Raw genomic sequence first — 23,943 nt, 5'->3', positions numbered from 1 at the left:
TGTCGAGTGCCAGGTGGTTCGGCCCCACCGGGCGCACGACAGAGCGGTCCCGCCCGGCGACGGGGGCTTCACCGCCCCGTCCCCGGCGCCCGGCGCAAGCGCTCCGGCCGCGGCGCCGGGGACACCTCTTCCCGTCCACCTCCCAGCTCCCCGCGCCTGCTCGCTTTCCCTCACCTCAGGTGTGCCCGCCTGCCCCCAGGTCCCCGCGCCTGCTCCACTCCGCTTTCCCTCACCTCAGCTGTGCCCGCCCGCCCAGCCCGGCGTTTCAACCTGTCGATTGACGAAGGAGTAGCAAGATGGCTCGACCGATCACCCTGTTCACCGGCCAGTGGGCCGACCTGCCGTTCGAGGAGGTGGCTCGGCTGGCGTCGGAATGGGGCTACGACGGGCTCGAGATCGCCTGCTGGGGTGACCACCTCGACGTCCGCAAAGCCGCCGAGGACGACGCCTACGTCCGCAACCGCCTCGACATCCTCGAGAAGCACAACCTGAAGGTCTGGACGATCTCCAACCACCTGCTCGGCCAGGCGGTCTGCGACGACCCGATCGACCAGCGGCACCAGGCGATCCTGCCCGCCCACATCTGGGGCGACGGGGATCCCGAGGGTGTCCGGCAGCGCGCCGCCGAGGAGATGAAGACGACCGCCCGGGCGGCCCGCGCGCTCGGGGTCGACGTGGTCGTCGGCTTCACCGGCTCGGCGATCTGGAAGACCGTCGCGATGTTCCCGCCGGTGCCGCCGTCGATGATCGACGCCGGGTACGCCGACTTCGCCGACCGGTGGAACCCGATCCTCGACGTCTTCGACGAGGTCGGCGTGAAGTTCGCGCACGAGGTGCACCCGTCGGAGATCGCCTACGACTACTGGTCGACCACCCGCACGCTGGAGGCGATCGGGCACCGCGAGGCGTTCGGCCTGAACTGGGACCCCAGCCACTTCGTCTGGCAGGACCTCGACCCGGTCGGTTTCCTGTGGGACTTCAAGGACCGGATCTACCACGTCGACTGCAAGGACGCCAAGCGCCAGGTCGGTAACGGCCGCAACGGCCGGATGGGTTCGCACCTGGCCTGGGGCGACCCGCGGCGTGGCTGGGACTTCGTCTCCACCGGCCACGGTGACGTGCCGTGGGAAGCGTGCTTCCGGATGCTCAACACGATCGGGTACGACGGCCCGATTTCGGTCGAGTGGGAGGACGCCGGCATGGACCGCCTGGTCGGCGCGGCCGAGGCGCTGCAGTTCGTGAAGAAGCTGGCCTTCGACCCGCCGACGGCTTCGTTCGACGCCGCGTTCTCTTCCTGACCAGTACTCCTGTGGTGCCGGATCCTGCCCTGACCCGGCACCACAGGTGCTTCAGGGGCGTCCGGGCAACCGGTAGTTGTCGCCGAGGACCTGCCCGCGCTCGGGCTTGTAGAGGTCGAAGCCCTTGGAGTTGCACTGCAGACCACCGTTGATGCAGTGGCTCACCAGGGCCGCGAGCGTCGGCACGTCCCAGGCGTTGAAGAAGTCGTAGTGCCAGGTGTAGCCACGTCCGCTCGCCAGCCGGACGTCGGTGGTGTTCCCGTCGGCGGGGAACGCGATCTTGAACTCCAGCATCGGCACCGGGTTCGGGTGGCCGGCCGGGCAGGAACCGTTCACCGGGTAGGCCATGTGGCTCTTGTGATCCGGTGAGTCGAGGTCACGCCTGTTCCAGCAACTCGGGGCCTGGTAGCGGATGTTGAGCTGGGTCCCCGCCGGGCAGCTGGCCGGGAAGTCCCAGTTGTGGGCGGAGTCCCCGCACTCCCAGCCCTCGACGGCGCCGGGAGCGGTCCGGAACTCCTCCTGGCTCGCGGTCGGGCTGCCGACGACGTACCGCAGGCCCGGCGGGAACGGCCGGACGGCTTGGTAGTCGAGAATGCCGGACTTGTAGTAGATGGTCTGGTGCCAGGTCTGGATCACCGGCTGGTTGCCGCGGAACATCGTCGGCCACCAGTACGCCGAGAGGTCGTCGGGGTTGAGGCAGGTGGTCGCGTACGCGCCGGCCGCGGTGAGGCTGGTGAGCGTGGTGGCGGCGTTCGTCGTCTTGTTGCCGACGAAGCTGTGCTCGTGGGACGCGCCGGGCAGGTTGGGGAACACGATGGGGTCGTCGTTGGTACGGTGGTTGACCGTGCAGTTGACCTGGAACTCGTGATGGGTCACGTCGGCCTGCGCAGACGAGCCGGTGACGGCGGTCAGCACAGCGCTCAGGGTCAGGGCGGCGGTGCCGCCGGCGAACAGGACTCTTTTCCTTCTGCTGAACACGGATCTCCTCCTGTCGGGGGATTCCGCGGGGCGGTGGGCAGGACTCGGTACTACGCGGCCCGCGGTCTTGGGATCGCGGGAGAGCGCTCTCTGAAACAGCCTCGATCCGGCCGCCGGCGGTGTCAACCCCCGCCCGGTTCCGGAACTCGCCGAGCGTGAACGAGCCGTTGACAAGCCGTCCGGCAGCCTCCACGATCAGAGCGCGAGAGAGCGCTCTCTGACTCTCGCGCACCGTTCCCGGCGGGTCTGACGCCGGGAGCTGGTCGCTGTGCTGTCCCGCCCGAACGCACACAGCGAAGGAGCACGCCCCGATGATTTCGCCCACCCCACCACCTCCGCCGGACGACCGCGCCGGACCGCATCGTGCCCCGCTCCGAGTCCGCGCGGCAGGCCGCGCCGGCCTTCGGCCGCGGGTCCGGCGGCGGGGTCGTTCGTTGCTTGCAGCAACCGTTGCGCTGAGCACAGTGCTGCTGTGCAACCTCGTTCTCCAAGCCGCACCTGCCCAAGCGGCGACGCTGCTGTCGCAGGGCCGCCCGGTGACCGCCTCGTCGTCCGAGGGCGCCGGTACGCCGGCCGCCGCGGCCGTCGACGGCAATCTGAACACCCGCTGGTCCAGCGTCTTCAGCGACCCGCAGTGGCTCCAGGTCGACCTCGGCTCGGCCGCGACCGTCAGTCAGGTCGTACTGCGGTGGGAAGCGGCCTACGCCACGGCGTACCGGGTCGAAATCTCCGACGACGCCCAGAGCTGGCGCCCGCTCCACAGCACGTCCACTGGCGATGGCGGCACCGACTCGCTCACCGTCAACGGCACGGGCCGGTACGTCCGCCTCACCGGCACCCAGCGCGTCGGCGGCTACGGCTACTCGCTCTGGGAGTTCGAGGTGCACGGCACGCCCGGCACCGGCGGCCCCCAGCCCGGCAACGGCACCGTCCAGGTCGCCGGTGGCCAGGGCAACTGGCAGTTACTGGTCAACGGAGCGCCGTGGCAGGTGAAGGGGCTGACCTGGGGACCGGCAGCGGCCGACGCTCCGCAGCACCTGCCGCAGCTCAAGTCGATCGGCGTCAACACGCTACGGACCTGGGGTACGGACGCGAGTTCCAAGCCGTTGTTCGACTCCGCGGCCGCGAACGGCATGCGGGTGATCGCCGGCTACTGGCTCCAGCCTGGTGGTGGGCCCGGCAGCGGCGGCTGCGTCAATTACGTCACCGACACGACGTACAAGCAGACCATGCTCGGCGAGATCCGGCGCTGGACCACCGAGTACAAGGACCACCCCGGCGTGCTGTTGTGGAACGTCGGCAACGAGTCGGTGCTCGGCCTGCAGAACTGCTATTCCGGCGCGGAGCTGGAGCAGCAGCGGATCGAGTACGCGAAGTTCGTCAACGAGGGCGCCAAGGCGATCCATGCGATCGACCCGAACCACCCGGTCACGTCGACCGACGCATGGACCGGCGCTTGGCCGTACTACAAGCAGTACTCGCCCGATCTGGACCTGCTCGCGGTCAACTCCTACGGCAATGTCTGCCAGGTCAGGCAGGACTGGATCAGCGGCGGTTACACCAAGCCGTACATCCTCACCGAAGGCGGACCGGCCGGCGAGTGGGAGGTGCCGAACGACGCGAACGGCGTACCGAACGAGCCGACCGACGTACAGAAGCGCGACGGCTACCTGCAGGCCTGGAACTGCGTCACCGGACACACCGGGGTCGCACTCGGGGCGACGCTGTTCCACTACGGCAACGAGAACGACTTCGGCGCGGTCTGGTTCAACATCGCGCCGGGCGGCGAGAAGCGGCTGTCGTACTACGCGATCCGGCAGGCGTACGGCGGCCCGTCGGGCGGCAACACGCCGCCGGTGATCACGGCGATGAATCTGAGCCGGACGACCGACGTTCCGGCCGGTGGGACTCTTTCCGTGAACGTCGCGGTCACCGATCCGGATGGCGACGCGTTGACGCACGAGTTCAAGGTGGGCGGAAAGTACATCGACAACAGCGGCTCGCTGGTGACCACGCCGTCGTCGGGAACCGGGCCGTTCACGGTGACCGTGCCGCAGCGGCTCGGGGTCTGGAAGCTGTACGACTACGTGCGCGACGGCAAGGGCAACGTCGGGATCGAGACCCGCTCGTTCCGTGTCGTGGCGCCGCCGGTCGCGGGGACGAATGTTGCCCGGGGCAAACCGGTGACCGCGTCGTCGTACCAGCAGGTCGGCAACGGCGCGCCGTACCCGCCGTCGAACGTGACCGACGGCAACAACACCACGCGCTGGGCCAGCGACTGGTCGGATCCGCAGTGGATCCAGGTGGATCTGGGCGCTGTCACGTCGTTCGACCGGATCCAGTTGACCTGGGAGGGCGCGTTCGCCCGGTCGTATCGGATCGAGGCCTCGGACGACGGGTCGAACTGGCGACCGGTCTACAGCACGGCCGAGGGCAACGGTGACGTCGACGACCTCGGGGTGACCGGTGCGGGCCGCTACGTGCGGCTGACCGGCACGCAGCGAGGCACCGGCTTCGGCTATTCGCTCTACGAGTTCGGCGTCTACCGACGCTGACCTGAGGGGTACGGCGGCCCGGGGGCGGGCCGCCGTACCTGTGGACAACGAGCAGGGGACGACACGTTGACCGAGATAACATCCGTTGCCATGAAGGAAAGTCGGGCACCCACCCTGGAGGACGTCGCCAGCGAAGCCGGCGTCTCGCGGGCGACCGTGTCGCGGGTGATCAACGACGTCGCCACCGTCGCACCCGCGCTGCGCGCCAAGGTCGACCGTGCGATCAAGAAGACCGGCTACCGGCCGAACAAGGCCGCCCGTGCGCTGGCCGGCAGCCGGACCGGTGCGGTCGCGCTGGTGATCTCCGGCTCGGACGGCTCCGCGGACGAGATCTTCGGCGACCCGTTCTTCGGCCGGATCACCGGCGCCATCTTCAAGCACCTGCGCACGATGGGCATCCACCCGACCATGGTGCTGGCCGACTCCGAGCAGGCGCGCGCCGAAGCGGTCGCCTTCGTCCGCCACGGCAACGCCGACGGTGCGCTCCTGGTCTCCACCCATGCCGACGACACCCTGCCCGGCCTGTTCGTGGACGCCGGCCTGCCCGCCGTCCTGTTCGCCCGGCCAGCCCTGCACGCGCCGATCAGCTACGTCGACGTCGCCCACGAGGTCGGCGCAGGCCTCGCCGCCGACCGCCTGGTCGCCCGCGGCTGCCGCCGAGTCGTCACGATCGCCGGCCCCACCGACGTCCCCGCCGCCCAGGACCGCCTCACCGGCTTCCGCCAGGCGATGGCCCGGCACGGCCAGCCGTCGGTATCGGTTGCTTACGGCAACTTCACCCAGGACAGCGGGGAAGCCGCGATGCTCGACCTGCTGGCGCGCGTCCCCGACCTCGACGGCGTCTTCGCCGCCAACGATTTGATGGCCGCCGGTGCTCTTCGCGCGCTGAAAGACGCCGGCCGGGTCGTCCCTACGGATGTCGCCGTCATCGGCTTCGACAACAGCGCTCCCGCGAGCACGTCCGTCCCGGCGTTGACCACCATCGCGCAACCGATGGAGGAGATGGCCGCGGAGATGTCGCGCCTCCTGCTGGCCCAGTTCACCAGCCCTGCCTGGGAACCAGAATGCAAAATCTTCAACCCCCACCTGGTCGAACGAGACTCAGCCTGAAGAACAGAAGAGCAGAAGAGCAGAAGAGCAGAAGAGCAGAAGAGCAGAAGAGCAGAAGAGCAGAAGAGCAGAAGAGCAGAAGAGCAGAAGAGCAGAAGAGCAGAAGAGCAGAAGAGCAGAAGAGCAGAAGAGCAGAAGAGCAGAAGAGCAGAAGAGCAGAGTGCCCCTTGCTGCTGCCTTTCGGGCTCACGCGGCGCCCTCGAATGACTTGATCGCAGCGCATTCAGCTCCTGCGAATGAAGTTACAGATGATCACCCCGCGAACCGGCCCGACTGACCACTTCGCGGACTACCGGATCATCCATCCACCCCGCCGACCACGGGAACGACACCACCAGACCACCACACCGCGCCCCATTCCTGGCCACGTCACCCTGCTGCCCGCGCTCATTTGGTGGGTCAACCCGCCGAAAGGCACGTTGCCCACAACACTCCGGTGGGCCAACGGGCGACTTCAAGGGTTAACCCACCAATTGACGCAAGGCGATGGAGTTGAGGGGATCCGAGGCTGCGGGGTGAGGTGAGACGGGACGAGGGAGGCTGGATGCGCGGGTGGCTGAGACGGGGCCGGGGCGGGACGAGGGGATGGCTGAAGACGGGGTCCGGGTGGGCCGGGGCTGGCTGGGATCGGCCCGGGACGGGACGAGGATGACAGGGTTGGGACGGGATGATGTGCGAGTGCGAGGGTCGAGTCATTGGCCGGCGAGCACAGCCCAGGCCTGACCAGAGCTCACGTACGCGACTCACGCACAAGGCTGCTCGCGACGACCTCAAAGACCTTCTGGCAGCACGCTCCGAGGCCGACCGAGGCGCGTTGCCCGCGCGCACCACGAAGCGTCGAACGGTCAGACCGGGTCGGTGAACGTGACCGGCTTGCCGGTGGCGTGGGCGTAGGCGATCTCCCTGCTCGTGGACTCGCCGATGTACCCGCCGGGGTTGACGACCAGAACCCGGTCGGCCAGGTCGATCTTGCGCAGGTGCAGGGTGCCGAGTGCGGTCTTCTGCTCGTCGGTGATCAAGACCTCTGCTTCGTGATCGGCGCGCGGGAAGACGCCTGGCGCGACGACGATGACACCTGCGAACGTCAGTTCACGGTTGGCCGCGTGCATTTCGTCTACGAACCGGGCGGAGCCGCAGATGCAGACGATCTCAGGTCGGTCGGGCACAGCTCAGTCCTTTGGGTTGAACGGGAAACCGTCAGTGCACCTTGGCGTCACGGAGGGGCACACGAGCCAAGAGTTTATGCAGCGAGCTGGACACTACGCGGATAGACCGGTCGCGGGCGGGAAGCGCGGCCCGTACGGGGAATGGCTCGACGCCGATGTCTGGGATGCACCCGGCACCAGCTTCCTCGAGCAACACGGCCTAGGCGTCACCGTCGCGCAGGGAGTGGATCATGCTGCGCAGGATCCGCAGTGCGTCCGACCGCTCGGTCTCGGTCAGGCCGGCCAGCATCCTGACCTCGACGGACCGGACCGCCGCAGACGCCTTCTTGAGGCTCGCGCGGCCGCGGGGTGTGAGTCGGGTGGGAAGGACCTTGCCGACAGCTGCCTGAGCCGGCCTGGTCGCGTAGCCGTCGCGTTCCAGGGCCCGGAGCAGTACGTTCATCGACTGCCGGGTCACGAACGCGCCCCGCGCGAGCTCGGAGTTCGACAAGCCCGGTCGTTGGGCCAGCAACTCGAGGCAGGAGTAGTGCGTCACGGTCATCCCGAGCGGCCGCAGCACCTCTTCCATGGCCGCACGCAGGGTGCTCGACGCCTCTTTCAGCAGGTAGCCCAGTGACGTCTGCAGGTCGACACCGTCTTGACTCATGTCAGTATTCTGACATACGTTGCTGCGTGTCATAAAACTGACACAATCTGAAGGAGCAAATCGTGCCCGTCACCGGCCCCGATTTCATCTCCCTGCAAGCGCGCGACCTGGCCGCTTCGCAGGCGTTTTATGAGCAGTACCTCGGCCTCGTCCGCTCGCCGGCCGGACCTCCGCATGCCGTCGTCTTCGAGACGAAGCCGATCGCGTTCGCACTGCGCGACGTCGTCCCCGGCACGGAGCTCGCATCCGTTCCCCAGCCCGGCATCGGTGCCGCGATCTGGCTGCACGCTACAGACGTTCAGGCCATCCACGACGCTCTCGTCGCCGATGGTCACCCCATCGTCTCCGCGCCGATCGACGGCCCCTTCGGTCGCACGTTCACCTTCGCCGACCCCGACGGCTACCAGATCACTCTCCACGACCGCGCCTGACAGCATCTCGCAGCGTCCGAACGAACGTGGCCTATGGCCTCGGATTCTTCGGACGCTATCCGTGGCTCAGGCCTCGCGCATCAGGGCTTCGGTCTGGGCGACGACGTAGGTGAGGTCGAGCTGGCGGGCCCAGCGGTTGGTTTCGGTGGCGATCGCGCGAGCGGCTTCGGGACGGCCTTCGGACTGGGCAAGAGTCGCGAGGATGACCTGCTGGGCCAGGGTTCCGGGGAGGTGGCCGGCTTGCTGGCGTAGTTCGGTGGAGCGTTCGGTGTGGGCCCGGGCCAGGGGCAGGTCGCCGGCGAGGTGCGCGTGGTCGCCGAGGTGGCGGTGGGCGTAGGAGGCCTGGAGGGTGTCGCCGGTGGCTTCGCACAGCGACAGGGAATCGGTGTAGTGCTTGACGGCTCCCTCGGGATTGCTGAGGAAATGGTCGGCGATCAGGCCTCGGTAGAAGGTGACGGCCGCTCGGCGTACGTCGTCGGGGGCTGCGGTCTGGAGGTCTTCGGCTTCGCGGTCGAGGCCGTCGGGAGTCGTCGCGGCGGCGAAGAGCTTGGCGAAGTACGTCGTACGCAGTTGGAGCATGGCGAGATCCCACTCGAGGGTGGGATCGGGGCGTGCGGCGACGGCCTCGGCCAAGGCTTCAAGGGCAGCGGGGGAGTGGGTTGTGCGTTGCGCGAAGTCCTGGTCGACGGCGAGCTCGGCGAGGGCGAGCTTCAGCTCGGACTCCTCGTCCGCGGTGACCTGGGTGGAGTGGAGAAGGTCTCTGGCGGCGTTCCACTGGGCTGCTCGGGCGAGCAGTGTGGCCGCGGTGAGGATCTGAGAGAGCGGTATCTGAGCCATGTCCGGCCTCACTTCTGGTCGTGGTAAACCGGAGACTATTTCGACGTCGAAATGTTTGACAACTAAGCTTCACCGGCTGAACAATTCAGCGGGTGAAGGACTCGATCGACGACCACGTCGCACTGTGGTCCCGGGAGCAGCCCGGCCTCGACGCCCGGGTCGAGGGCATCGTCGTGCGGATGCAGGTGCTCACGCGCTACCTGGACCGCAGTCGCGAGGCGGCGTTGGCGTCGTACGGGCTGCAGTGGTGGGAGTTCAAGACGCTGCACATGCTGCGCCGCGGCGGTACGCCGTACCGGACGACGCCGGGGGTCCTGGCCAGGCAGCTGGGGATGTCCGCGGCCGCGATGACGAACCGGCTGGATGCCCTGGAACGCCGGGGATTCGTGGCGCGCGGCCACGACCCTGACGACCGGCGGAAGGTGGTCGCCACGCTGACGCCGGCCGGGCGAGTGGTCTGGGAGCAGAGCATCGGCGAGATCGAGAAGCTCGAGCAGGAGCTGATCCGCACGCTGCCGGCGAAGGATCAGAACGCTCTGGAGGAGCTGCTTCGTCGACTCGTGCGGGTTACCGAGCGGGAGTGATGTCGAGAACGCCAGGCTGAGGTCCGACGTACCAGTGAAGGCGCCAGTACGGCGCTCCGAACTGGAGGACGACGATGGACCCGCTGAACCTGCTGGTCGCGCGACAGAACGCGGCCGACCAAGTCCGCGAGACGGTCAACGGCGAACCCGCATGCGGCCGGCGCCGGCCGGCTGGTCGCCGCGGGAGAGCGCGCTCCGGATCAGAGGTGACCGATCCCCGGCCCGCGGACGCTTGTGGTGATGGACGTCTGGGGCCCGCCGCACACGTGGCCTGGTGGCGCCGGCTGGCGGCGCGGTTCGGCTACCGGCGGGCCTCCGTCGTCGGACCGCTCGACTGACCGCCGAAATTCGAGCGCGCGGCGACCCGGTCGCGTGTCACAGTCCTGCGGTGACGGAAACGACGCGGGACGAGCAGGTCGCCGAGCTGTTGGCGGCGTACGACGAGCAGTTGCGCGGTGGCGCCGAGACCTCCGGTGTCCCGAGTACGACGGACGGCCCGGTGATCCGGGTCGAGTACCCGACGCGAGGGTTCGTGAGTTACCGCTGTCTCGAGGGCCTCGACGGAACCGAACTCGACGCGCTGATCGCGCGCCAGCGGGACTTCTTCGCCGCGAAGGGTCAGGCGGTCGAGTGGAAGACCCGCGGCCACGACCTGCCCGCGGACCTGCCCGACCGGCTGACGGCGGCGGGGTTCGTTCCGGAGGAGCGGGAAACGGTCGTGATCGCGGAGAGCGCGGTCATCGCCGCTCGGCTGCAGGGGCGGGACGCCGTTGACGGTGTGACGATCCGCCGGACGACAGACCTGGCCGACTTCGAACGCATCGCGCCGATGGAGTCCACGGTCTGGGGTGAGGACTGGTCCTGGCTGACCCAGGATCTGGCCGGCCGTCACGCCGCCGGCAACACCGACATCTACGTCGCCGTGGCCGACGGCACTGTCGTCTCCGCCGCGTGGGCCGTTCACAGGCCGGGTACTGACTTCACCGGTCTCTGGGGCGGACCGACCTTGGCGGAGTGGCGCGGCCGCGGTATCTACAAGGCACTGGTCGCCGTCCGCGCGGCGCGGGCCGTGGAGCTCGGACACCGCTACCTCCAGGTCGACGCCTCGGACGACAGCTCGCCGATCCTCCAGCGGCTGGGATTCCTGCCCGTCACCACGACAACGCCGTACGTCTTCACCCCTCGGGACGGTGAGCGTCACGACCGGTAGCCGCCTGGGTCGATGTGAGTGATCTCGCTGGTACGGCGCTCAGAAGGTCTACTTTGGTGCGGCGTTCAACTGATAGACAGGATGGATGCACCAACTCCGCGCGCTGGGGATCTCTACTGAGGCCGAGGGGATCTATCTCGACCTCATCGCGCGCGGTGCCCTCGACGAGGCCGACCTGGCGCAGCGCCATGGCGCCGACCTCGCCGAGCCGCTGCGCGAACTGGCCGCGATCGGACTGATCGAGCGGTCCGACGACAAGATCCTGCCGCAACCGCCGCATCTCGCGCTGGAAGCCGTCGCCCAGCGCCGCACGACCGAGGCGCAGCTGGCCCGGGAGAGCGCTTCCTTGCTCGCCGACCTGTGGACCGCCGGTATCGGTCAGCAGACGTACGTCGAGTTGCTGCCGTCGGCCGAGTCGGCGCGCGCCATGCTCAACCACGTGCAGGTCGACGCCCAGCAGCAGGTCCGAGCGATGACAGTGGGCAACCTCGCTTCGCCGAACCACCAGATCGTCGACGGGCTCTTCGACGCGCTGTCGCGCGGCGTGTCGTACGAGGTCATCTACGGCACCAGGGTGCTGCAGGACCTGGAGGCTCTGCGAAAGGTCCAACAGTGCGTGGACGCCGGTGAGCAGGCCCGGGTCTTCCCGCAGGTCCCGTTGAACCTGACCGTCGTCGACGACCGCTGGGCCCTGGTCTCGGCCCGGGCGACGGTCGGCGGGATCGTGAACACCGCCGCGATGGTCGTGCACCACTCGCCGTTCCTGACCGGTCTGATCGGAGTTTTCGACGCGTTGTGGCGGGTGTCGGTCCCGATCACCGGCGGCACCGAGAACACCGAGGCGATCGGAGCACCGGCGCTGGAGACCAAACGTCTGCTCACCTATCTGAGCGCGGGCCTGACCGACGAGTCGATCGCGCGCGAGTTCGGCGTCAGCGAGCGAACCGTCGCCCGGCGGATCAGTCGCCTGCAGGAGATCCTCGGCGCCCAGACCCGCTTCCAGCTCGGTGTTCAGGCCTCCCGCCAGAACTGGCTCTGACGGGAGTGCGTGCTCGATGGGCCGCGACCGGTGCGCAGCTCAGCGGGTCGTCAGCGGACGCGGTCGTAGATCAGCGCCAGCTCGCCGAGCTCGCCGGTCTCCTGGCGCGACAGCGACCACTTCGTCGCCGGCAGCCCGTCGTCGAACAGCCGCCGCCCACCGCCCACGATCTCCGGAACCACCATCAGGTACAGCCGGTCCACCAGGTCGGCGGCGAGCAACGGCTTGATCAGGGTCGCGCTGCTGTTGACCAGGATGTCGCCGTCACCGGTGGACTTCAGTTCGGTGATCACCTCCGCGGCCGGGGCGCTGACGAGCCGGGTGCGTTCCCACGGCGCCTCGGTCAGCGTGGTCGAGAAGACCACCTTCTCGGTCTCCACCAGCCACTTCGCGTAGCCGCGGTCGCGCGGGTCCGCGGCCGGGTCGTCGGCGACCGGCGACCAGTACCCGAGAAAGCCTTCGGCGTTGTTCCGGCCGAGAACGGCGGTGGTCGCGCTCTCCCAGATCCGGCTCAGGTGGTCGCGCGCGACCTCCGTGCTGACGTACGGCACGAACGCACCGAAGTCGTTCGGCCCCTCCGGCCCGTGATAGCGCCCGTCGAGCGTGAGGGCCAGATTCGCGGTCACCGTGCGATCGTTCATGGCAGTCAGTCCTTGTCCGTGGTGGAAGTTCCGGTACGCCGCGACGCGGCGCCTTCGCCGATCACCTCGGCGAGGTTGTCGAGCACCTGGTTCCAGCCGGTCTCGATGCCGGCGATGTACGTGACCGCGTCGACGGTCGTCTGGTCGATCCGCAGGTCGAGCCGCAACTGGGTGCCGGTCGGGACCGCCGCGAGCTCCACGGCGTACTGGCCGGAGAACGAGATCGCGCTCTCCGCGTCCAGAACGGCCAGGGTGAACACGAGGCGCTCGCTGTCGCGCGCCGTACTGACCGATCCTTCGGACCGGTACCGATTGCCCTCGGCATCGGCGTACTCGAGAACGGCGCGGCCGCCTGGGGTCGGTTCGAGGACCGCGTCGACGATCGTCATCGGCCGCGGCGCCCACCAGGAGGCGAGCAGCTCGGGATCGGTCCAGTACTGCCAGACGAGGTCCGGCGGCGCGGCCAGCGCGCGTTCGAAGGAGAAGAGGCGGCCGTCGGCCCATCGATCTTGGTCGGCCACGGCGGACTCGCGCTCGATGGCCGTGCGGTAGCGCGCGATCACGTCGCGCTCGTCCGCGTGCGCCTCGGTCCTTTCGGCGAGTTCGCGCAGTCGGCGTTCGAGCGCGTGGAGCGGTTCGCTCTCCAGCGCGTAGACACGGCGTTGACCGAGCGGGAAGACCGTGACGAGGCCGGCCCGCGCGAGCGTCTGCAGGTGCTTGGTGGTCTGGGGTTGCCGCAGCCCGGTCAGTTCGGCCAGTTCGCCGACCGAGCGCGGACGGTCGGCGAGCTGTTCGACGATCCGCCACCGCGCGGCATCCCCGAGTGCAGCGGCGATCTTGTCCATGCCGAAGATATTCGCATCCAAGAATATTCCTGTCAATGAATATCTTCGCGAGGGGCCATGTCGAGAACGCGGAAGTGGCTCCGACGTTGTTGACGGAGGCGCCGAATGGCGCTTCGGTGGGGGTCGGCGGTAGCCGCCGGCCGGAGCTGGAGGAGCTGGGATGAAGTACATGCTGTTGATCCACTCGAACAAGCAGGGCTGGGACGAGATGCCCGCGACCTGGTCGCACGACGACGTGATGGCGATGGTGGGCTTCATGGACGAGCTCAACAAGGAGCTGGTCGAGTCCGGCGAGCTGGTCGAGGGCCGGGGGCTGTCCGGTCCCGACCAGATGAAAACCGTGCAGGCCACCGAGAACGGCGAGCCGATCATCACCGACGGGCCGTTCACCGAGACCAAGGAGGTCCTGGCCGGCTACTGGGTGGTCGACGTGAAGAACGAAGAACGCGCTCTCGAGCTCGCTCTGCGGATCTCCCAGGCACCCGGCCCCGGTGGCAAGCCGTGCAACCAGCCGGTCGAGGTCCACCCCGAGGGCGAAGCCCCGGCCTGACAATCCGTTCGCCCGGAGCGCGTCGGCTCGCTAGCGTCGAGTTTCATGGACCCGAAAGAGATCGTTCGACGCGGGTACGACGCGCTCTCGGCGCGCTACGACGAGGCCTACGGCGGCGAGTCGAAGTACCGCGACTGGATCGACCGGCTCACGCAGCGGCTCGACGAGGGCAGCCGGGTGCTCGACATCGGCTGCGGGAGCGGGATCCCGCTCGCCCGCGAGCTCGCGGGCGCCGGACACGCCGTCACGGGTGTCGACCTCAGTGAGGTGCAGGTCTGCCGGGCGCGCGAACTGGTGCCTCAGGCAACATTCATCCAGGCCGATGCGGCGGCGCTCGACTTCCCGCCGGAGTCGTTCGACGCCGTGGTCTCGTTGTACATGCTGATCCACCTCCCGCAGGACGAGCAGCAGGAGTTGCTGGCGAAGGTCGCACGGTGGCTGCGACCGGGCGGATGGTTCGTCTGCACGACCGGTCAGCACGAGTGGACCGGCGTCGACGGCGACTGGCTCGACAGCGGGGTCAGCATGTGGTGGAGCCACGCGGACGCCGACACGAACCGCGCGTGGATCGTCCGGAGCGGTTTGACCGTTGAGGAACAGGAGTTCGTGCCCGAAGGCAACAGTGGCCACGTTCTGTTCTGGGCGCGCCGCCCCGGCTAGGTGCGGGGTTTGCGGCGCATGGCCCAGTGGGTCGGTCCGTCGTTCGGGAGGTCGATCTCACCGAGTACGTCGAAACCCAGCGACTCGTAGAACGTGACGTTGCGGGCCGTCTGCGTTTCGAGGAAGGCGGCCGCGCCTTCGGCGTCGGCGCAGGCCAGGCCCGGTGCGATCACCGCACGGCCGAGGCCCTGGCCCTGGCGGCCGGGATCGACGCCGACCATGCCGAGGATCCACAGCGGTTCGTCCGGGCGCAGGATGGCCATCGCCTGCCCCACGGATTCCATCGGGAGAGCGCGCTCTCCCGCGATCTCGTGGAACTCGTCCGCCACCTGCGCCAGGACGTCCCGCGGCGTCCGGGGCGTGGTCCAGACGGCGACGGCGCTGTGGTCGCTGCTGGTCCAGACCTTGCCGTGCGGCAGGCCGATCCCCGTCACGAAGAGCCGGTAGTAGCGCTCCAGCCGGTCGAGGTAGCCGTCGGGATCGATCGCCAACCGTGACATCGGATAGTCCTCGAACGCGCGAACCAGCGTCCGCACCATCGGCTCGACGTCGTCGGCCTCGGCCGGCCGGATCTGCGGAGGGTCAGCTACCACGCCTCGCAGCATAGGCAGACCGCTACTGCGGGCTTCGCTCGAGCTGCCGTACGACGTACTCGGCGACGGCGGCCATGCCGGCTTCGTTCGGGTGGTACGGGACGACACCACCGAAGCGCGGCGAGCGCAGACTGAAACCGGTCGTCCAGGGCTCGCCCGAACCGACCGCGTGCTCCTTGCTCACCTCGGAGACCGCGACCAGCTCCGCGCTCGTCTTCTCCGCGGCCTGCGCGAACGCGCCGGCCAGTCGGTCCGCCATCAGCGCGACGCTCGGCAACTGCTCCTCGTTCAGCGGTACGTCGAGCCGCGGCCGCGTCGCGGGCCCGACGACGGCGAGGTAGTCGACCAGCAGGATCCGCGCCGAGGGAGCGCGATCTTGGATCCGGCGAACGATCTCGGCCAGGTTGGCGGCGGCCGCGTCGTACGCCGTGTCGTCGCGCAGGTAGCTGACCCGGGCGCGGATCCGGTTCGCGACCCGGCGGCCGAAGATCGTCGCCGGCTTGGCGAGGGTGTTCATCGTGCTGCCGCGAACGAACGAGCCGATGTACTCCAGGTCGTTGCCGCCGGCCGTCACCGTGACCAGCGCGGTGTCCGGGCCGACGGCGTCGAGCTGAGGCGGCGCGTCGTCCTGCCGGTCGGTGAGCAGGTGGGCGGTCGTCGCGCCGGAGTACGTGACGTCGACCAGGTCCAGCCCGAGCCGCTCGGCGACCAGGTGCGGATAGTTCCGCCCGGACCGGCCCGCGGCCTTGTCGAGTACGGGCGCGATTCCCGGCCCGGCCGCGAACGAACTGCCCAGTGCGACGTACCGGCTGCCAGGAGAGATCACGGCCGCCAACCTACCGGTCGGTGAGGTTTGACGGTCAGGTGGTCCAGCGGCCGCGGTGGACCAGCTCGCCGGTCGGCTTGCGGCGCTTGCTCAGGTCGCGGGGCGGTTCGTCGGAGTAGCCGATCGAGATGGCGCCGATCGGCATGAAGTTGTCCGGTACGCCGAACTGCTCGCGGTAGACCGGAATCCGGTCGGCGGGCAGCCCGAAGAAGCACGCGCCGAGCCCCTCGTCGACCGCGGTCTGCAGGATCAGCAGGGCCGACATCCCGGCGTCGACATCCCAGTACGGCACCGGCCACCAGTCCTCGGCCCGGTCGGTGTGCCCCTTGTCCGGCTCGGCGTACCGGTCGAGGTAGGCGTCCTTGTTCGAGTGCACGACGATCAGCAGCGGGGCCTGCACGTTCGCGGCCAGCCAGTTCTCCGGCTGCTCGTCCGGAGTCGCCGCCGCCCGGAACCGTGCGATGTCGTCCTGGGTGTCGAGCACGAGATACCCGAACCCCTGTGAGAACCCGGCCGAGGGAGCCCGCTGGGCGTTGTCGAGAATGCGCTCCACCACGTTCTCCGGCACCGCCCGCGCCACGTCGTACCGCCGAACCATCCGTCGCCGTCGTACCACGTCCTGAAAGTCCATTCGTGCAACGTACGCGGTCGACAGCTCTCGCGGTACACGGTTTTCAGCGTGCGGTCGGCTCGTCGTCCGGCGGCGTGGTGTCGACCGACCGGCTCTTGGTCCGCTCGTCGGTGTGCGGCGCGGTTTCCTCGGGATGATCGGATGCCATCGACCGACCGGCCGCCACGGCGCCGCGACCGGCCGCGAACAGCGACCACAGCACGAAGCCGACGGCGACCAGCGCGATCAGCACCAGTGCGATGACGATTGGGACTCCCATGACGGCCTCCTCGGCAGGTTCAGCTGGCGGTACCCGCGACCATGCGCCGGCACGATTCCGTCCCCGGCGCCGGGCCGCATAGGCTCCGGCCGTGAGCGAAGACTTCGGGAGTTCCCAGATCAGAGAGCGCGTTCTCGCGGGCTGGGCGGCGGCGCCGGTGCGGTTCCGGGAGGACGCGAACGCGGAGGAGGATCTCGCGCTCGGTGGCTATCTGGACCGGGTGGTCGTCGAGCTCGCGCAGAACGCGGCCGACGCGGCGGTGCGGGCAGGGGTGCTGGGCCGAGTGCGGTTCTCGCTGCGGGACGGGACGCTGGTCGTCACGAACACCGGTGCTCCGCTGACGGCCGAGGGGGTTGAGTCGCTCGCGACGCTGCGGGCCTCGGCGAAGCGGGACGACGCCGCTAGCGTCGGGGAGCAAGCGGATCCCACGTCGATCGCGGTCGGGCGGTTCGGGGTCGGGTTCTCGGCGGTGCTCGCGGTGAGCGACGAGCCGGTGATCTTGTCGCGCTCCGGCGGCGTGCGGTTCTCGCGCGCCGACTCGGCGGCGGCTGTGGCGGCGTTGGGGTCGGAAGGGCTGGACCTGGAGGTTCGCCGGCGCGACGGCCAGGTGCCGGTACTGCGGCTGCCGTTCGCCGCCGAGGGGGAGCCGCCGGAGGGGTACGACACGGCGGTGATCCTGCCGCTGCGCGACGACGCCGCGCGGCAGCTCGTTCAGCGGTTGCTCGCCGAGGCCGGTGACCCGTTGCTGCTCGCCTTGCCGGGGCTGGAGCGGATCGAGATCGACGTGGACGGCGAGGAGCGGGTGCTCGCCGATGTGACGTCGCGATGGGTGGTACGACGGGCCGCGGGAGTGCTCGACGAGAACGCGAGAGAGCGGTTGCTCGCGGACCGCCCGGTCGAGGAGCGAAGCCGGCCGTACTGGTCGGTGCTCTGGGCACTGCCTCGCTCGGCCGATGCTGCGGTACCGCGGACTGTCTATGCGCCGACGCCGACCGACGAGCCGTTGTCGCTGCCGGTGTTGCTGTTGGCAACCTTTCCGTTGGATCCGGCGCGGCGGCATGTTGCCAAGGGGCCGCTCACCGACTACCTGGTTGAGCAGGCTGCCCGTGCGTACGCCGGTCTTCTTCAGCAGCAGGCGGAAGCCGGCGTGAACGTTCTGCCGCTGGTGCCGACCGGCCTCGCTGCGGGGGCGCTGGATCGCGCTCTCCGCGATGCGATTCTGGCGGTTCTGCCGACGACGCCGTTGTTGCCGGCGGTGGGGAACCCGCCGGGAGGTGCAGGAGCCGGGGGGACGGTGTCCGGCGGCGGCTCGATCGATCCACTCGCTGAGCCGGTCGACGCCGAGCGTGGTGACGCCGGGCCGGTCGACGCCGGGCGGGTCGAGGGTGAGCGATTGGACGCCGGGCGGGTCGAGGCTGAGTGGGTCGACGCCCGGCGGGTCGATGCCGGGCGAGTGGGCGCCGGGCCGGCCGACGCCGAGGGGGGCGAGGCTGAGTGGGTGGACGCTGGGTGGGCAGACGTCGCGCGGATCGAGGCCGGGCGGCTCGGCGCCGAGCGGCGCGAAAGGCTGGGTGGTGGCGAGCATCCGGGCCTCGCCGACCCGGTGGCCGATGGCAACGGTCGGCGGCTGTTGGCGCCGCGGGACGCGGTGGTGGTGGAAGGCGCCGACGACGCGTTCAACGGCGTGCTGGCGCCGATCGTGCGTGGGCTGGTGCGGAGCGGGCGAGGTGATCGGGTCGCGTTGGACGCGCTGGGGGTTCGGCGGCTCGATCTGGCCGAGTTGGTGGATCAGCTCGGGGCGGCGGGGGAGTCGCCCGAGTGGTGGCGGGAAACGTATGGAGCGCTCTCCGGGATGGTGACGGATCCGCTGCTGCGGGAGGCGCTGGGGACGTTGCCGGTGCCGCTGGCCGATGGCCGGCTGGTTCGCGGCGTGCGTGGGTTGTTGTTGCCAGGGCGGGAGCTGCCGAGCGACGTACTGGCGACTTTCAGCGAGTATGGCGTCCGCGTCGTTCATCCGGACGCGGCGCACGAAACGCTGGAACGCCTGGGAGCGCTCCCCGCGACTCCGCGGACGCTGCTGGAGGACAGCGCGGTCCGGGCGGCGGTGGAGAACTCGGGCGACGCCGACGATCCCGAGCTGATCGCGGCCGCGGTGCTCTCCGTCGTGGCGGTGGATCCGGCCCAGGCTGATGGCTTGTGGTGGCTGTCCGATCTCCTCCTGCGCGACACGGACGGCGAACTGGTCCCGGCGAACGCGCTGGTGATCCCTGGCTCCGAGGCCGAGGCGGTGCTGGACCACGACGAGGTCGCACCGATCGACGGCGACCTGCTGGAGCGGTACGGCGCCGAAGCGCTGGGCGCGATCGGCGTCCTGAGCACGCTCGGAACGGTCGCGGCCGCGGACGTCACGCTCGACGAGTTGCCGGACGAACTGGCCGACCTCGACGGGATCGAGGACTGGGCCAACGACGTCGCGCCGGACGGTTCGCGGTACGGCGTGACCGTCGGCGAGCTGGTCGCCGTACGGGATCTGGACTGGGTCACCGACGACGCGTGGCCGCGCGTGCTGGAGATGTTCGGGTCGTCGCCGGAGTTGCGGCGGGCGTTGGTGGATCGGCCGCGGGTGGTCGGGCCGGACGATCGCGCGTACGGCGTACCGTCGTACGCCGCGTGGTGGATCAGAGAGCGCGTTCTCCTGGAGGACGGCGAGCCGCTGGCCGGGCGGGCGGATCCCGAGGTGGATCCGGTGCTGGCGCGTCTGCTGGATCCGGCGCCGGAGTGGACGGCGCGGCTGGATCCGGAGGTTCGGACCGCGGTTGGGCTGGTGCGCACCGTCGGCGACCTCGATGTCGACGGGGTCGGGCAGTTGCTGGACCGACTGGCCGATCCGCGACGGAAGATCGGAGAGAGCGCGATCCTGAGTCTCTGGCAGCAGCTCGGGACGTTGACGGTCTACCCGGACTCGGCACCGCACCACGTGCGGGTGCTCGGCGCAGCACCGTCGCCAGCCGCAGAGGGCGATGGGCGCGGAGCTGGCGCTGATACGGGGTGGTCCGGCGACGAGGGTGCAGCCGGTGCGGGTACGGCGTGGTCTGACGACGCGGATAATGCCGGTGCGGATACCGGGTGGTCCGACGACAGGGGTGCCGCCGGTGCGGACGCCGGGTGGTCCCGTGGTGCGGACGAGGTGATGAGCCGGGTCGTCGCCGCCGGTGACGCGGTGGTGGCGGATGCGCCGATGTGGTTGCAGCGGGGGGATCTCGGTGGGTTCGTGGTCGCGTCCGGGGTGGTGGCGGACGGGCTGAGTGATCTGCTCGAGGTCCCGATGGCCGGGGAAGTTGCCGCCGGCAAGGTCGACGGGGTGGGGACGGCGGCCGACGTGCCGGCGATCGTCCGGGAACTCGTTCCCGACGTACCGGCGCTCTGGTGGGAGCACGAGGAGCTGACCGTCGACGGGGTCGAGGTCTCGTGGTGGGTCGACGACGACGGTGCGCCGCACGCGGCGACGTTCAACGGCTTGGCCAAGGCGCTCGCGTGGGCGGCCGGACGCTGGGACCAGCGGCACGTGATCCTCGCGGTCCTCAGCGACCCGACGCGGGCGTCGGAACTGCGGATCGACGCGACCTTCGACCCCTCCACGACCAGCTAGCGGCGGAGGGAGATCGGCCGAGCCCGCGATGGAGCGACGCGCCGTCCAGCTAGCGCCGCGGTGACTCGAGCGGCCGATCGGCCGGCCGAGGTGATTCGAGCGGCAGATCGGCCTGCCGCGGTGAGTCGAGCGGCCGCCCGGCCGGGAGGGCGTCCAGGACGGCCGCGGGAGCGAGGTCGTGGTACTCCGCGTCCGGTCGTACGCCGAGCGCGTCGTTGACAGTGGAGAACGCGATCCGCAGCGCCACGAACGCGGTCAGCCCGAAGATCTGCCGGTCGGTCCAGCCGCACTGCCGAAGCGGTTCGAGGTCTTCGGCGGTGGTCGCGTTCGGTTCGCGGACGACCTTGCGGGCCCAGGTCGCGAGAGCGTTCTCCGCGGGGGAGAGCAGGGCGTCGTCTCCGGTGAGTGCGGCGGCGGCGTGCTCGGCCGACGTCTCCCGTGCGAGTTTGGTGCCCCAGGCAACGGAGCAGTAGGAGTCGCCGAGCGAGGACGCGGTCGCGGTGACCAGGATCGCCCGGGTCCGGAAGTCCAGATCGTGTTCCCGGGCCAGCGAACCGAGCAGGGCGAACAGGCCGTCCTTCAACCCCGGATGGAACGCCCACAGGCGCGTCCCGTTCATCACGAACCCGACCTCGGCGAGCTCGTCGGCGAAGCTCGCCCGGGCTGTCTCGTCCGGCTCGGGAAACGGCAGGAAGGTCATCGGAAGTGCTCCCATCGAAAGGTAACGGAGTAGATGGCGCCCGCAGCGCTCACGTCTGGGCGTCGAGTTCGGGCTTGTGGGCAAGGAATCCGGTGACCGCCAGCTCGGCGCGCAACGGCAGCCCGGCGCGCACTTTCTCCGTCGCCTCGGCGACCGCCCGGCGGTGGAACTCCTCTTCGCCCACCTGCTGAATCGCCTCGTACGCCGGCCCGGTGGAGGCGAGGGCTCGCGCGTACGCGACCGGATCCGGGAACTCCCACGCGAACGGCACGGCGATTCGCCGGATCCCGGTGAAACCGAACTGGCCGAGCAGTTCCTCGCCGGCGCCCGGCCGGCCGAGCGAGACCATCTTCGCCTGATTGCGCACCTTGGTTTCCGCCGCGAGACGGAACGGCGCCAACGCCCACACGCCCGGCGACTGCTTCAGATGACCCCAGACCGTCAGCCCCACGCGTCCGCCAGGACGAAGCACCCGGTGGATCTCGCCGAGCGCCGCGGGCGTCGTACCCCAGATGCCGCGAAAGCTTGTCACCACATCGAAACTCGCGTCGGCCCAGGGCAGCGCGTGCATGTCACCGACTCGGAGATCGGCGCCGGGGTTGCGATCGCGAGCCACCGCGATCAGCCGCGGAGCGGCGTCGATCCCGGCGCAGATCGCACCCCGCAACTGCGCGAGCTCGACCGCCAGGCCGGCACCGCACGCGACGTCCAGCAGACGGTCGCCCTCGGCGACTCCGAGATGGTGGTGCAAGGCAACATACTCGCGGCAGTTGGCCGGTTCGCTCAGGGTCGCGAAGTCGACCGCCTTGCGGCCCCAGCCTTCGTCGACGACCGTCCAGTCCGTCGTGACAGTGTTGATCATCGGTCCTCTAACAGAGCGGTCAAACTCGGATTGTCGATACCGGCGGCCATCCGCCGGGCGGAGTGAACCGCCTGCGGATCGCCCAGCCGGCCGAGGTGAAGCTCGGCGCGGACGACCAACTCACGCATGTCGCAGCGTGCGGCCAGAGCGGCGAGCTGGCCGGCCAGCGGCCGGGCACGGACGAGGTCCCCGTGATCGAGCGCGGTGGCGGCGGCCGTGTCGAGAACGTGTGCGTGCACCCACTGATAGCGGTCCGGTTCACGGCTGGCGCGGCGAACCGCCTGATCCAGCCAGTGCACCACACCCTGGTAGTCCCCGCGCTCAGCGGCGAGCAAGCCGAGTCCCCGAGCCGAAATCCCTTCCCAGCAAGGATCGTTGACCTGGCACCCGAGCGCCCAAGCCTGTTCGAACCCCTCGGCGGCCGCACCCACCCGCCCGGCGTACAGATCGAGTTCGGCCTGCAACGCCTGCGGCCACGGCATGAACGCGACCCACCGTTGCTGCCTGACCAGTTCGAGCGAGCGGACAATCGCGGCCCTCGCCTGGCTGTACTCCCCGCGGAGCAGATGCGCCCGCCCGAGGATCGACAGCGACCAAGCCTGCTGCCGTGGATCGCCACACCGCGCCGCGAGGTCGACCGATTCCTCCAGCTGGCGCAGCGCGGCCGGATAGTCGGCCAGATCCGACGAGTTCATTCCTCGTACGCCGAGGATCGCGGCGTTCTCCTCGTCGGTCTCGGCCAGCTTCGCCGCCTTCGCCAGCCAGCTCTCGGCCGTCGCCCGCCGCCCGGCCTGCACCTCGACGAACCCGAGCTCCCGGTACGCCGCGACGACGGTCGCACGATCGCCGGCCCGTTCCGCGACTAGGATCGCCTCCTGCAACGTGATCGCGCCCTCTTCGTCCCGACCCCGGATCGCGTGCACGAGAGCACCGCCGAGAGCGACGAGAGCGCGTCCCTGCAGCTCCGTGTCACCGCAGCGCGCGGCCTCGGAGACGGCTCTGCGAAGACACTCCAGTCCGGACTCGACGACCCCCGCGGCGACTGCCGCCCGCCCTGCTTCGAAGGAGCTCGACGCGGTGGCACGACTCCCGACGACCTCGAGCGACGGCTCGCGATCGACCGCGGACGCCTGTCGCAGCGCGGCCGACGCCTCGACGCCGAGTTCGCGGCGCAGCACGTCCTCGCACACCGCGATCTGCCGCAACGCAGCCGGCCGATCGCCCGAGACCGCCAGACTCCGGACCAGCAGTTCGTGGTTTCCCTGCTCCAGCGGATTCGACGCGACCGCCTTGCTGGCAAAGGGAATCGCGTCCCGCGCCCGTCCTGCCGCGACCAGCCCGACCGCAGCCTCCCGCAGACGTGCCTCCACCGCCGACGCGACCCGCTGCCGCTCGACCATCAGCCAGGACTCGAAGTCCGGGCAGGACTCCAGCTCGACGCCTTCGAGCAGCTCGCCGTCGACCGCGAGCAGCTGCTCCGGATCGGGTGCGTTGAGCACCTGCAGCACGTCCACCGCCATCACGCCCGCCAGCGAGACCATCACGGGATCACCAGAGAGCGCTTCCCGTACGCCGAGCGCCCGGCGCAGCTCCGCCAGTGTCCAGCGGAGCGCGCCGAGCGGATCCTCGGCGTCCGCGAACAGCAGTTCGGCGAGGCGTTTGCGGGCCGGTGGACGTTCCGCGAGCAGCACGTAGCCGAGCAGCGCCCAGCTCTTGCGCCCCCGCGGCGGCCGCACGGGCACCCCGTCGTACTCGATCGACGGCCGGCCGAGCAGCCTGATCGTCCCCTCCATGACCCCACCCCCCGACCTCAGTGTGAACCCGCACCCCCACCGGTGTCACCGACCGGCGACGGTCCCCTCAGCCGTCGCCG

Annotated in this window: 23 protein-coding genes; 10 read left to right on the top strand and 13 right to left on the bottom strand. The window is 69.7% G+C overall.

Translation table 11 applies throughout. From position 1 onward, the window contains the following. Positions 1-296: 296 nt before the first annotated feature. Positions 297-1,298, top strand: a complete 1,002-nt coding sequence (locus ACQPXM_RS25505; protein ID WP_432937641.1) for a sugar phosphate isomerase/epimerase family protein — start codon at positions 297-299, stop codon at positions 1,296-1,298. 51 nt (positions 1,299-1,349) lie between these two features. Here ACQPXM_RS25505 and ACQPXM_RS25500 read toward each other — a convergent pair whose 3' ends face one another. Next, positions 1,350-2,276, bottom strand: a complete 927-nt coding sequence (locus ACQPXM_RS25500; RefSeq protein ID WP_432937639.1) for a DUF1996 domain-containing protein — start codon at positions 2,274-2,276, stop codon at positions 1,350-1,352. Positions 2,277-2,710: 434 nt separating this feature from the next. On the opposite strand from ACQPXM_RS25500, the gene ACQPXM_RS25495 reads away from it, so the two are divergent. Both ACQPXM_RS25495 and ACQPXM_RS25490 read left to right on the top strand, forming a co-directional pair. Next, positions 2,711-4,831: a discoidin domain-containing protein gene (locus ACQPXM_RS25495; RefSeq protein ID WP_432937637.1), complete on the top strand. Its 2,121-nt coding sequence runs from the start codon at positions 2,711-2,713 to the stop codon at positions 4,829-4,831. A 90-nt stretch (positions 4,832-4,921) separates the two neighbouring features. After that, a complete protein-coding gene (locus tag ACQPXM_RS25490) occupies positions 4,922-5,941 on the top strand; it encodes a LacI family DNA-binding transcriptional regulator (RefSeq protein ID WP_432937635.1) in 1,020 nt (339 codons plus the stop codon). Positions 5,942-6,786: 845 nt separating this feature from the next. Here ACQPXM_RS25490 and ACQPXM_RS25485 read toward each other — a convergent pair. Then, positions 6,787-7,107, bottom strand: a complete 321-nt coding sequence (locus ACQPXM_RS25485) for a hypothetical protein (RefSeq protein WP_432937633.1) — start codon at positions 7,105-7,107, stop codon at positions 6,787-6,789. Between the two features lie 199 nt (positions 7,108-7,306). Beyond that, positions 7,307-7,753 carry a MarR family winged helix-turn-helix transcriptional regulator gene (locus ACQPXM_RS25480; RefSeq protein ID WP_432937631.1) on the bottom strand — a complete coding sequence of 149 codons (447 nt, stop codon included), beginning with the start codon at positions 7,751-7,753 and terminating at the stop codon, positions 7,307-7,309. A gap of 62 nt (positions 7,754-7,815) precedes the next feature. Here ACQPXM_RS25480 and ACQPXM_RS25475 point away from each other — a divergent pair, with 62 nt between their 5' ends. Next, positions 7,816-8,184: a VOC family protein gene (locus ACQPXM_RS25475; RefSeq protein ID WP_432937629.1), complete on the top strand. Its 369-nt coding sequence runs from the start codon at positions 7,816-7,818 to the stop codon at positions 8,182-8,184. 66 nt (positions 8,185-8,250) lie between these two features. Here the strand turns inward: ACQPXM_RS25475 and ACQPXM_RS25470 are convergent, their stop codons facing one another. After that, positions 8,251-9,021: a hypothetical protein gene (locus ACQPXM_RS25470; protein ID WP_432937627.1), complete on the bottom strand. Its 771-nt coding sequence runs from the start codon at positions 9,019-9,021 to the stop codon at positions 8,251-8,253. Between the two features lie 92 nt (positions 9,022-9,113). Between ACQPXM_RS25470 and ACQPXM_RS25465 the strand changes: the two genes are divergently transcribed. From ACQPXM_RS25465 to ACQPXM_RS25455, 3 genes are all read left to right on the top strand, one after another. Next, positions 9,114-9,605 carry a MarR family winged helix-turn-helix transcriptional regulator gene (locus ACQPXM_RS25465; RefSeq protein ID WP_432937625.1) on the top strand — a complete coding sequence of 164 codons (492 nt, stop codon included), beginning with the start codon at positions 9,114-9,116 and terminating at the stop codon, positions 9,603-9,605. A gap of 388 nt (positions 9,606-9,993) precedes the next feature. Continuing rightward, positions 9,994-10,815: a GNAT family N-acetyltransferase gene (locus tag ACQPXM_RS25460; RefSeq protein ID WP_432937623.1), complete on the top strand. Its 822-nt coding sequence runs from the start codon at positions 9,994-9,996 to the stop codon at positions 10,813-10,815. A gap of 85 nt (positions 10,816-10,900) precedes the next feature. Further along, positions 10,901-11,854 carry a hypothetical protein gene (locus tag ACQPXM_RS25455; protein WP_432937621.1) on the top strand — a complete coding sequence of 318 codons (954 nt, stop codon included), beginning with the start codon at positions 10,901-10,903 and terminating at the stop codon, positions 11,852-11,854. A 50-nt stretch (positions 11,855-11,904) separates the two neighbouring features. On the opposite strand, the gene ACQPXM_RS25450 is transcribed toward ACQPXM_RS25455, so the two are convergent. Together ACQPXM_RS25450 and ACQPXM_RS25445 are read right to left on the bottom strand one after the other, a co-directional pair. After that, complete coding sequence (locus tag ACQPXM_RS25450; RefSeq protein ID WP_432937618.1) at positions 11,905-12,495, bottom strand: dihydrofolate reductase family protein; 591 nt, start codon at positions 12,493-12,495, stop codon at positions 11,905-11,907. Positions 12,496-12,500: 5 nt separating this feature from the next. Next, entirely contained in the window at positions 12,501-13,340 is an 840-nt protein-coding gene (locus ACQPXM_RS25445; RefSeq protein WP_432937616.1) for a metalloregulator ArsR/SmtB family transcription factor, read from the bottom strand. 160 nt (positions 13,341-13,500) lie between these two features. On the opposite strand from ACQPXM_RS25445, the gene ACQPXM_RS25440 reads away from it, so the two are divergent. Both ACQPXM_RS25440 and ACQPXM_RS25435 read left to right on the top strand, forming a co-directional pair. Further along, positions 13,501-13,890 (top strand): YciI family protein, encoded by a 390-nt coding sequence (locus ACQPXM_RS25440; protein ID WP_432937613.1) that lies wholly within the window; start codon positions 13,501-13,503, stop codon positions 13,888-13,890. 45 nt (positions 13,891-13,935) lie between these two features. Next, entirely contained in the window at positions 13,936-14,550 is a 615-nt protein-coding gene (locus ACQPXM_RS25435) for a class I SAM-dependent methyltransferase (RefSeq protein WP_432937610.1), read from the top strand. Here ACQPXM_RS25435 and ACQPXM_RS25430 read toward each other — a convergent pair. From ACQPXM_RS25430 to ACQPXM_RS25415, 4 genes are read right to left on the bottom strand one after another with little or no spacing between them, the layout of a single operon-like run. Next, positions 14,547-15,143 (bottom strand): GNAT family N-acetyltransferase, encoded by a 597-nt coding sequence (locus ACQPXM_RS25430; protein ID WP_432937607.1) that lies wholly within the window; start codon positions 15,141-15,143, stop codon positions 14,547-14,549. The two genes, ACQPXM_RS25435 and ACQPXM_RS25430, sit on opposite strands and share 4 nt — an antisense overlap. Before the next feature lie 22 nt (positions 15,144-15,165). After that, positions 15,166-15,969 (bottom strand): SGNH/GDSL hydrolase family protein, encoded by an 804-nt coding sequence (locus ACQPXM_RS25425; protein WP_432937604.1) that lies wholly within the window; start codon positions 15,967-15,969, stop codon positions 15,166-15,168. 34 nt (positions 15,970-16,003) lie between these two features. After that, complete coding sequence (locus ACQPXM_RS25420; protein WP_077014489.1) at positions 16,004-16,600, bottom strand: nitroreductase family protein; 597 nt, start codon at positions 16,598-16,600, stop codon at positions 16,004-16,006. Positions 16,601-16,643: 43 nt separating this feature from the next. Continuing rightward, the gene (locus ACQPXM_RS25415; protein ID WP_432937600.1) at positions 16,644-16,859 is read right to left on the bottom strand and encodes a hypothetical protein; all 216 of its coding nucleotides are present in this window, start codon (positions 16,857-16,859) and stop codon (positions 16,644-16,646) included. Between the two features lie 91 nt (positions 16,860-16,950). Between ACQPXM_RS25415 and ACQPXM_RS25410 the strand changes: the two genes are divergently transcribed. Then, on the top strand, positions 16,951-20,508 hold the full coding sequence (locus ACQPXM_RS25410) for a sacsin N-terminal ATP-binding-like domain-containing protein (RefSeq protein ID WP_432937597.1): 3,558 nt from the start codon (positions 16,951-16,953) through the stop codon (positions 20,506-20,508). Positions 20,509-20,557: 49 nt separating this feature from the next. On the opposite strand, the gene ACQPXM_RS25405 is transcribed toward ACQPXM_RS25410, so the two are convergent. From ACQPXM_RS25405 to ACQPXM_RS25395, 3 genes are read right to left on the bottom strand one after another with little or no spacing between them, the layout of a single operon-like run. Continuing rightward, positions 20,558-21,208, bottom strand: coding sequence for a carboxymuconolactone decarboxylase family protein (locus ACQPXM_RS25405; protein WP_432937594.1), 651 nt, complete (start codon positions 21,206-21,208; stop codon positions 20,558-20,560). A gap of 49 nt (positions 21,209-21,257) precedes the next feature. Further along, positions 21,258-22,070, bottom strand: coding sequence for a class I SAM-dependent methyltransferase (locus tag ACQPXM_RS25400; protein ID WP_432937592.1), 813 nt, complete (start codon positions 22,068-22,070; stop codon positions 21,258-21,260). After that, positions 22,067-23,863, bottom strand: a complete 1,797-nt coding sequence (locus tag ACQPXM_RS25395) for a BTAD domain-containing putative transcriptional regulator (RefSeq protein ID WP_432937589.1) — start codon at positions 23,861-23,863, stop codon at positions 22,067-22,069. The genes ACQPXM_RS25400 and ACQPXM_RS25395 overlap by 4 nt, the downstream gene beginning before the upstream one ends. Positions 23,864-23,943 lie beyond the last annotated feature (80 nt).

This window comes from Kribbella sp. CA-253562, assembly GCF_050942265.1.
In the GTDB taxonomy this organism is placed as follows: Bacteria; Actinomycetota; Actinomycetes; order Propionibacteriales; family Kribbellaceae; genus Kribbella.
Note: the sequence above shows the minus strand (reverse complement) of the source record. Positions and strands in the feature narration are given on the sequence as shown.

What these genes read in the sequence shown, in the direction of transcription:
- ACQPXM_RS25505 (WP_432937641.1), top strand. Translation starts at nt 297, where the DNA reads ATGGCTCGACCGATCACCCTGTTCACCGGCCAGTGGGCCGACCTGCCG.
- ACQPXM_RS25490 (WP_432937635.1), top strand. Translation starts at nt 4,922, where the DNA reads ATGAAGGAAAGTCGGGCACCCACCCTGGAGGACGTCGCCAGCGAAGCC.
- ACQPXM_RS25480 (WP_432937631.1), bottom strand. Translation starts at nt 7,753, where the DNA reads ATGAGTCAAGACGGTGTCGACCTGCAGACGTCACTGGGCTACCTGCTG.
- ACQPXM_RS25470 (WP_432937627.1), bottom strand. Translation starts at nt 9,021, where the DNA reads ATGGCTCAGATACCGCTCTCTCAGATCCTCACCGCGGCCACACTGCTC.
- ACQPXM_RS25455 (WP_432937621.1), top strand. Translation starts at nt 10,901, where the DNA reads ATGCACCAACTCCGCGCGCTGGGGATCTCTACTGAGGCCGAGGGGATC.
- ACQPXM_RS25450 (WP_432937618.1), bottom strand. Translation starts at nt 12,495, where the DNA reads ATGAACGATCGCACGGTGACCGCGAATCTGGCCCTCACGCTCGACGGG.
- ACQPXM_RS25445 (WP_432937616.1), bottom strand. Translation starts at nt 13,340, where the DNA reads ATGGACAAGATCGCCGCTGCACTCGGGGATGCCGCGCGGTGGCGGATC.
- ACQPXM_RS25440 (WP_432937613.1), top strand. Translation starts at nt 13,501, where the DNA reads ATGAAGTACATGCTGTTGATCCACTCGAACAAGCAGGGCTGGGACGAG.
- ACQPXM_RS25435 (WP_432937610.1), top strand. Translation starts at nt 13,936, where the DNA reads ATGGACCCGAAAGAGATCGTTCGACGCGGGTACGACGCGCTCTCGGCG.
- ACQPXM_RS25420 (WP_077014489.1), bottom strand. Translation starts at nt 16,600, where the DNA reads ATGGACTTTCAGGACGTGGTACGACGGCGACGGATGGTTCGGCGGTAC.
- ACQPXM_RS25415 (WP_432937600.1), bottom strand. Translation starts at nt 16,859, where the DNA reads ATGGGAGTCCCAATCGTCATCGCACTGGTGCTGATCGCGCTGGTCGCC.
- ACQPXM_RS25405 (WP_432937594.1), bottom strand. Translation starts at nt 21,208, where the DNA reads ATGACCTTCCTGCCGTTTCCCGAGCCGGACGAGACAGCCCGGGCGAGC.
- ACQPXM_RS25400 (WP_432937592.1), bottom strand. Translation starts at nt 22,070, where the DNA reads ATGATCAACACTGTCACGACGGACTGGACGGTCGTCGACGAAGGCTGG.
- ACQPXM_RS25395 (WP_432937589.1), bottom strand. Translation starts at nt 23,863, where the DNA reads ATGGAGGGGACGATCAGGCTGCTCGGCCGGCCGTCGATCGAGTACGAC.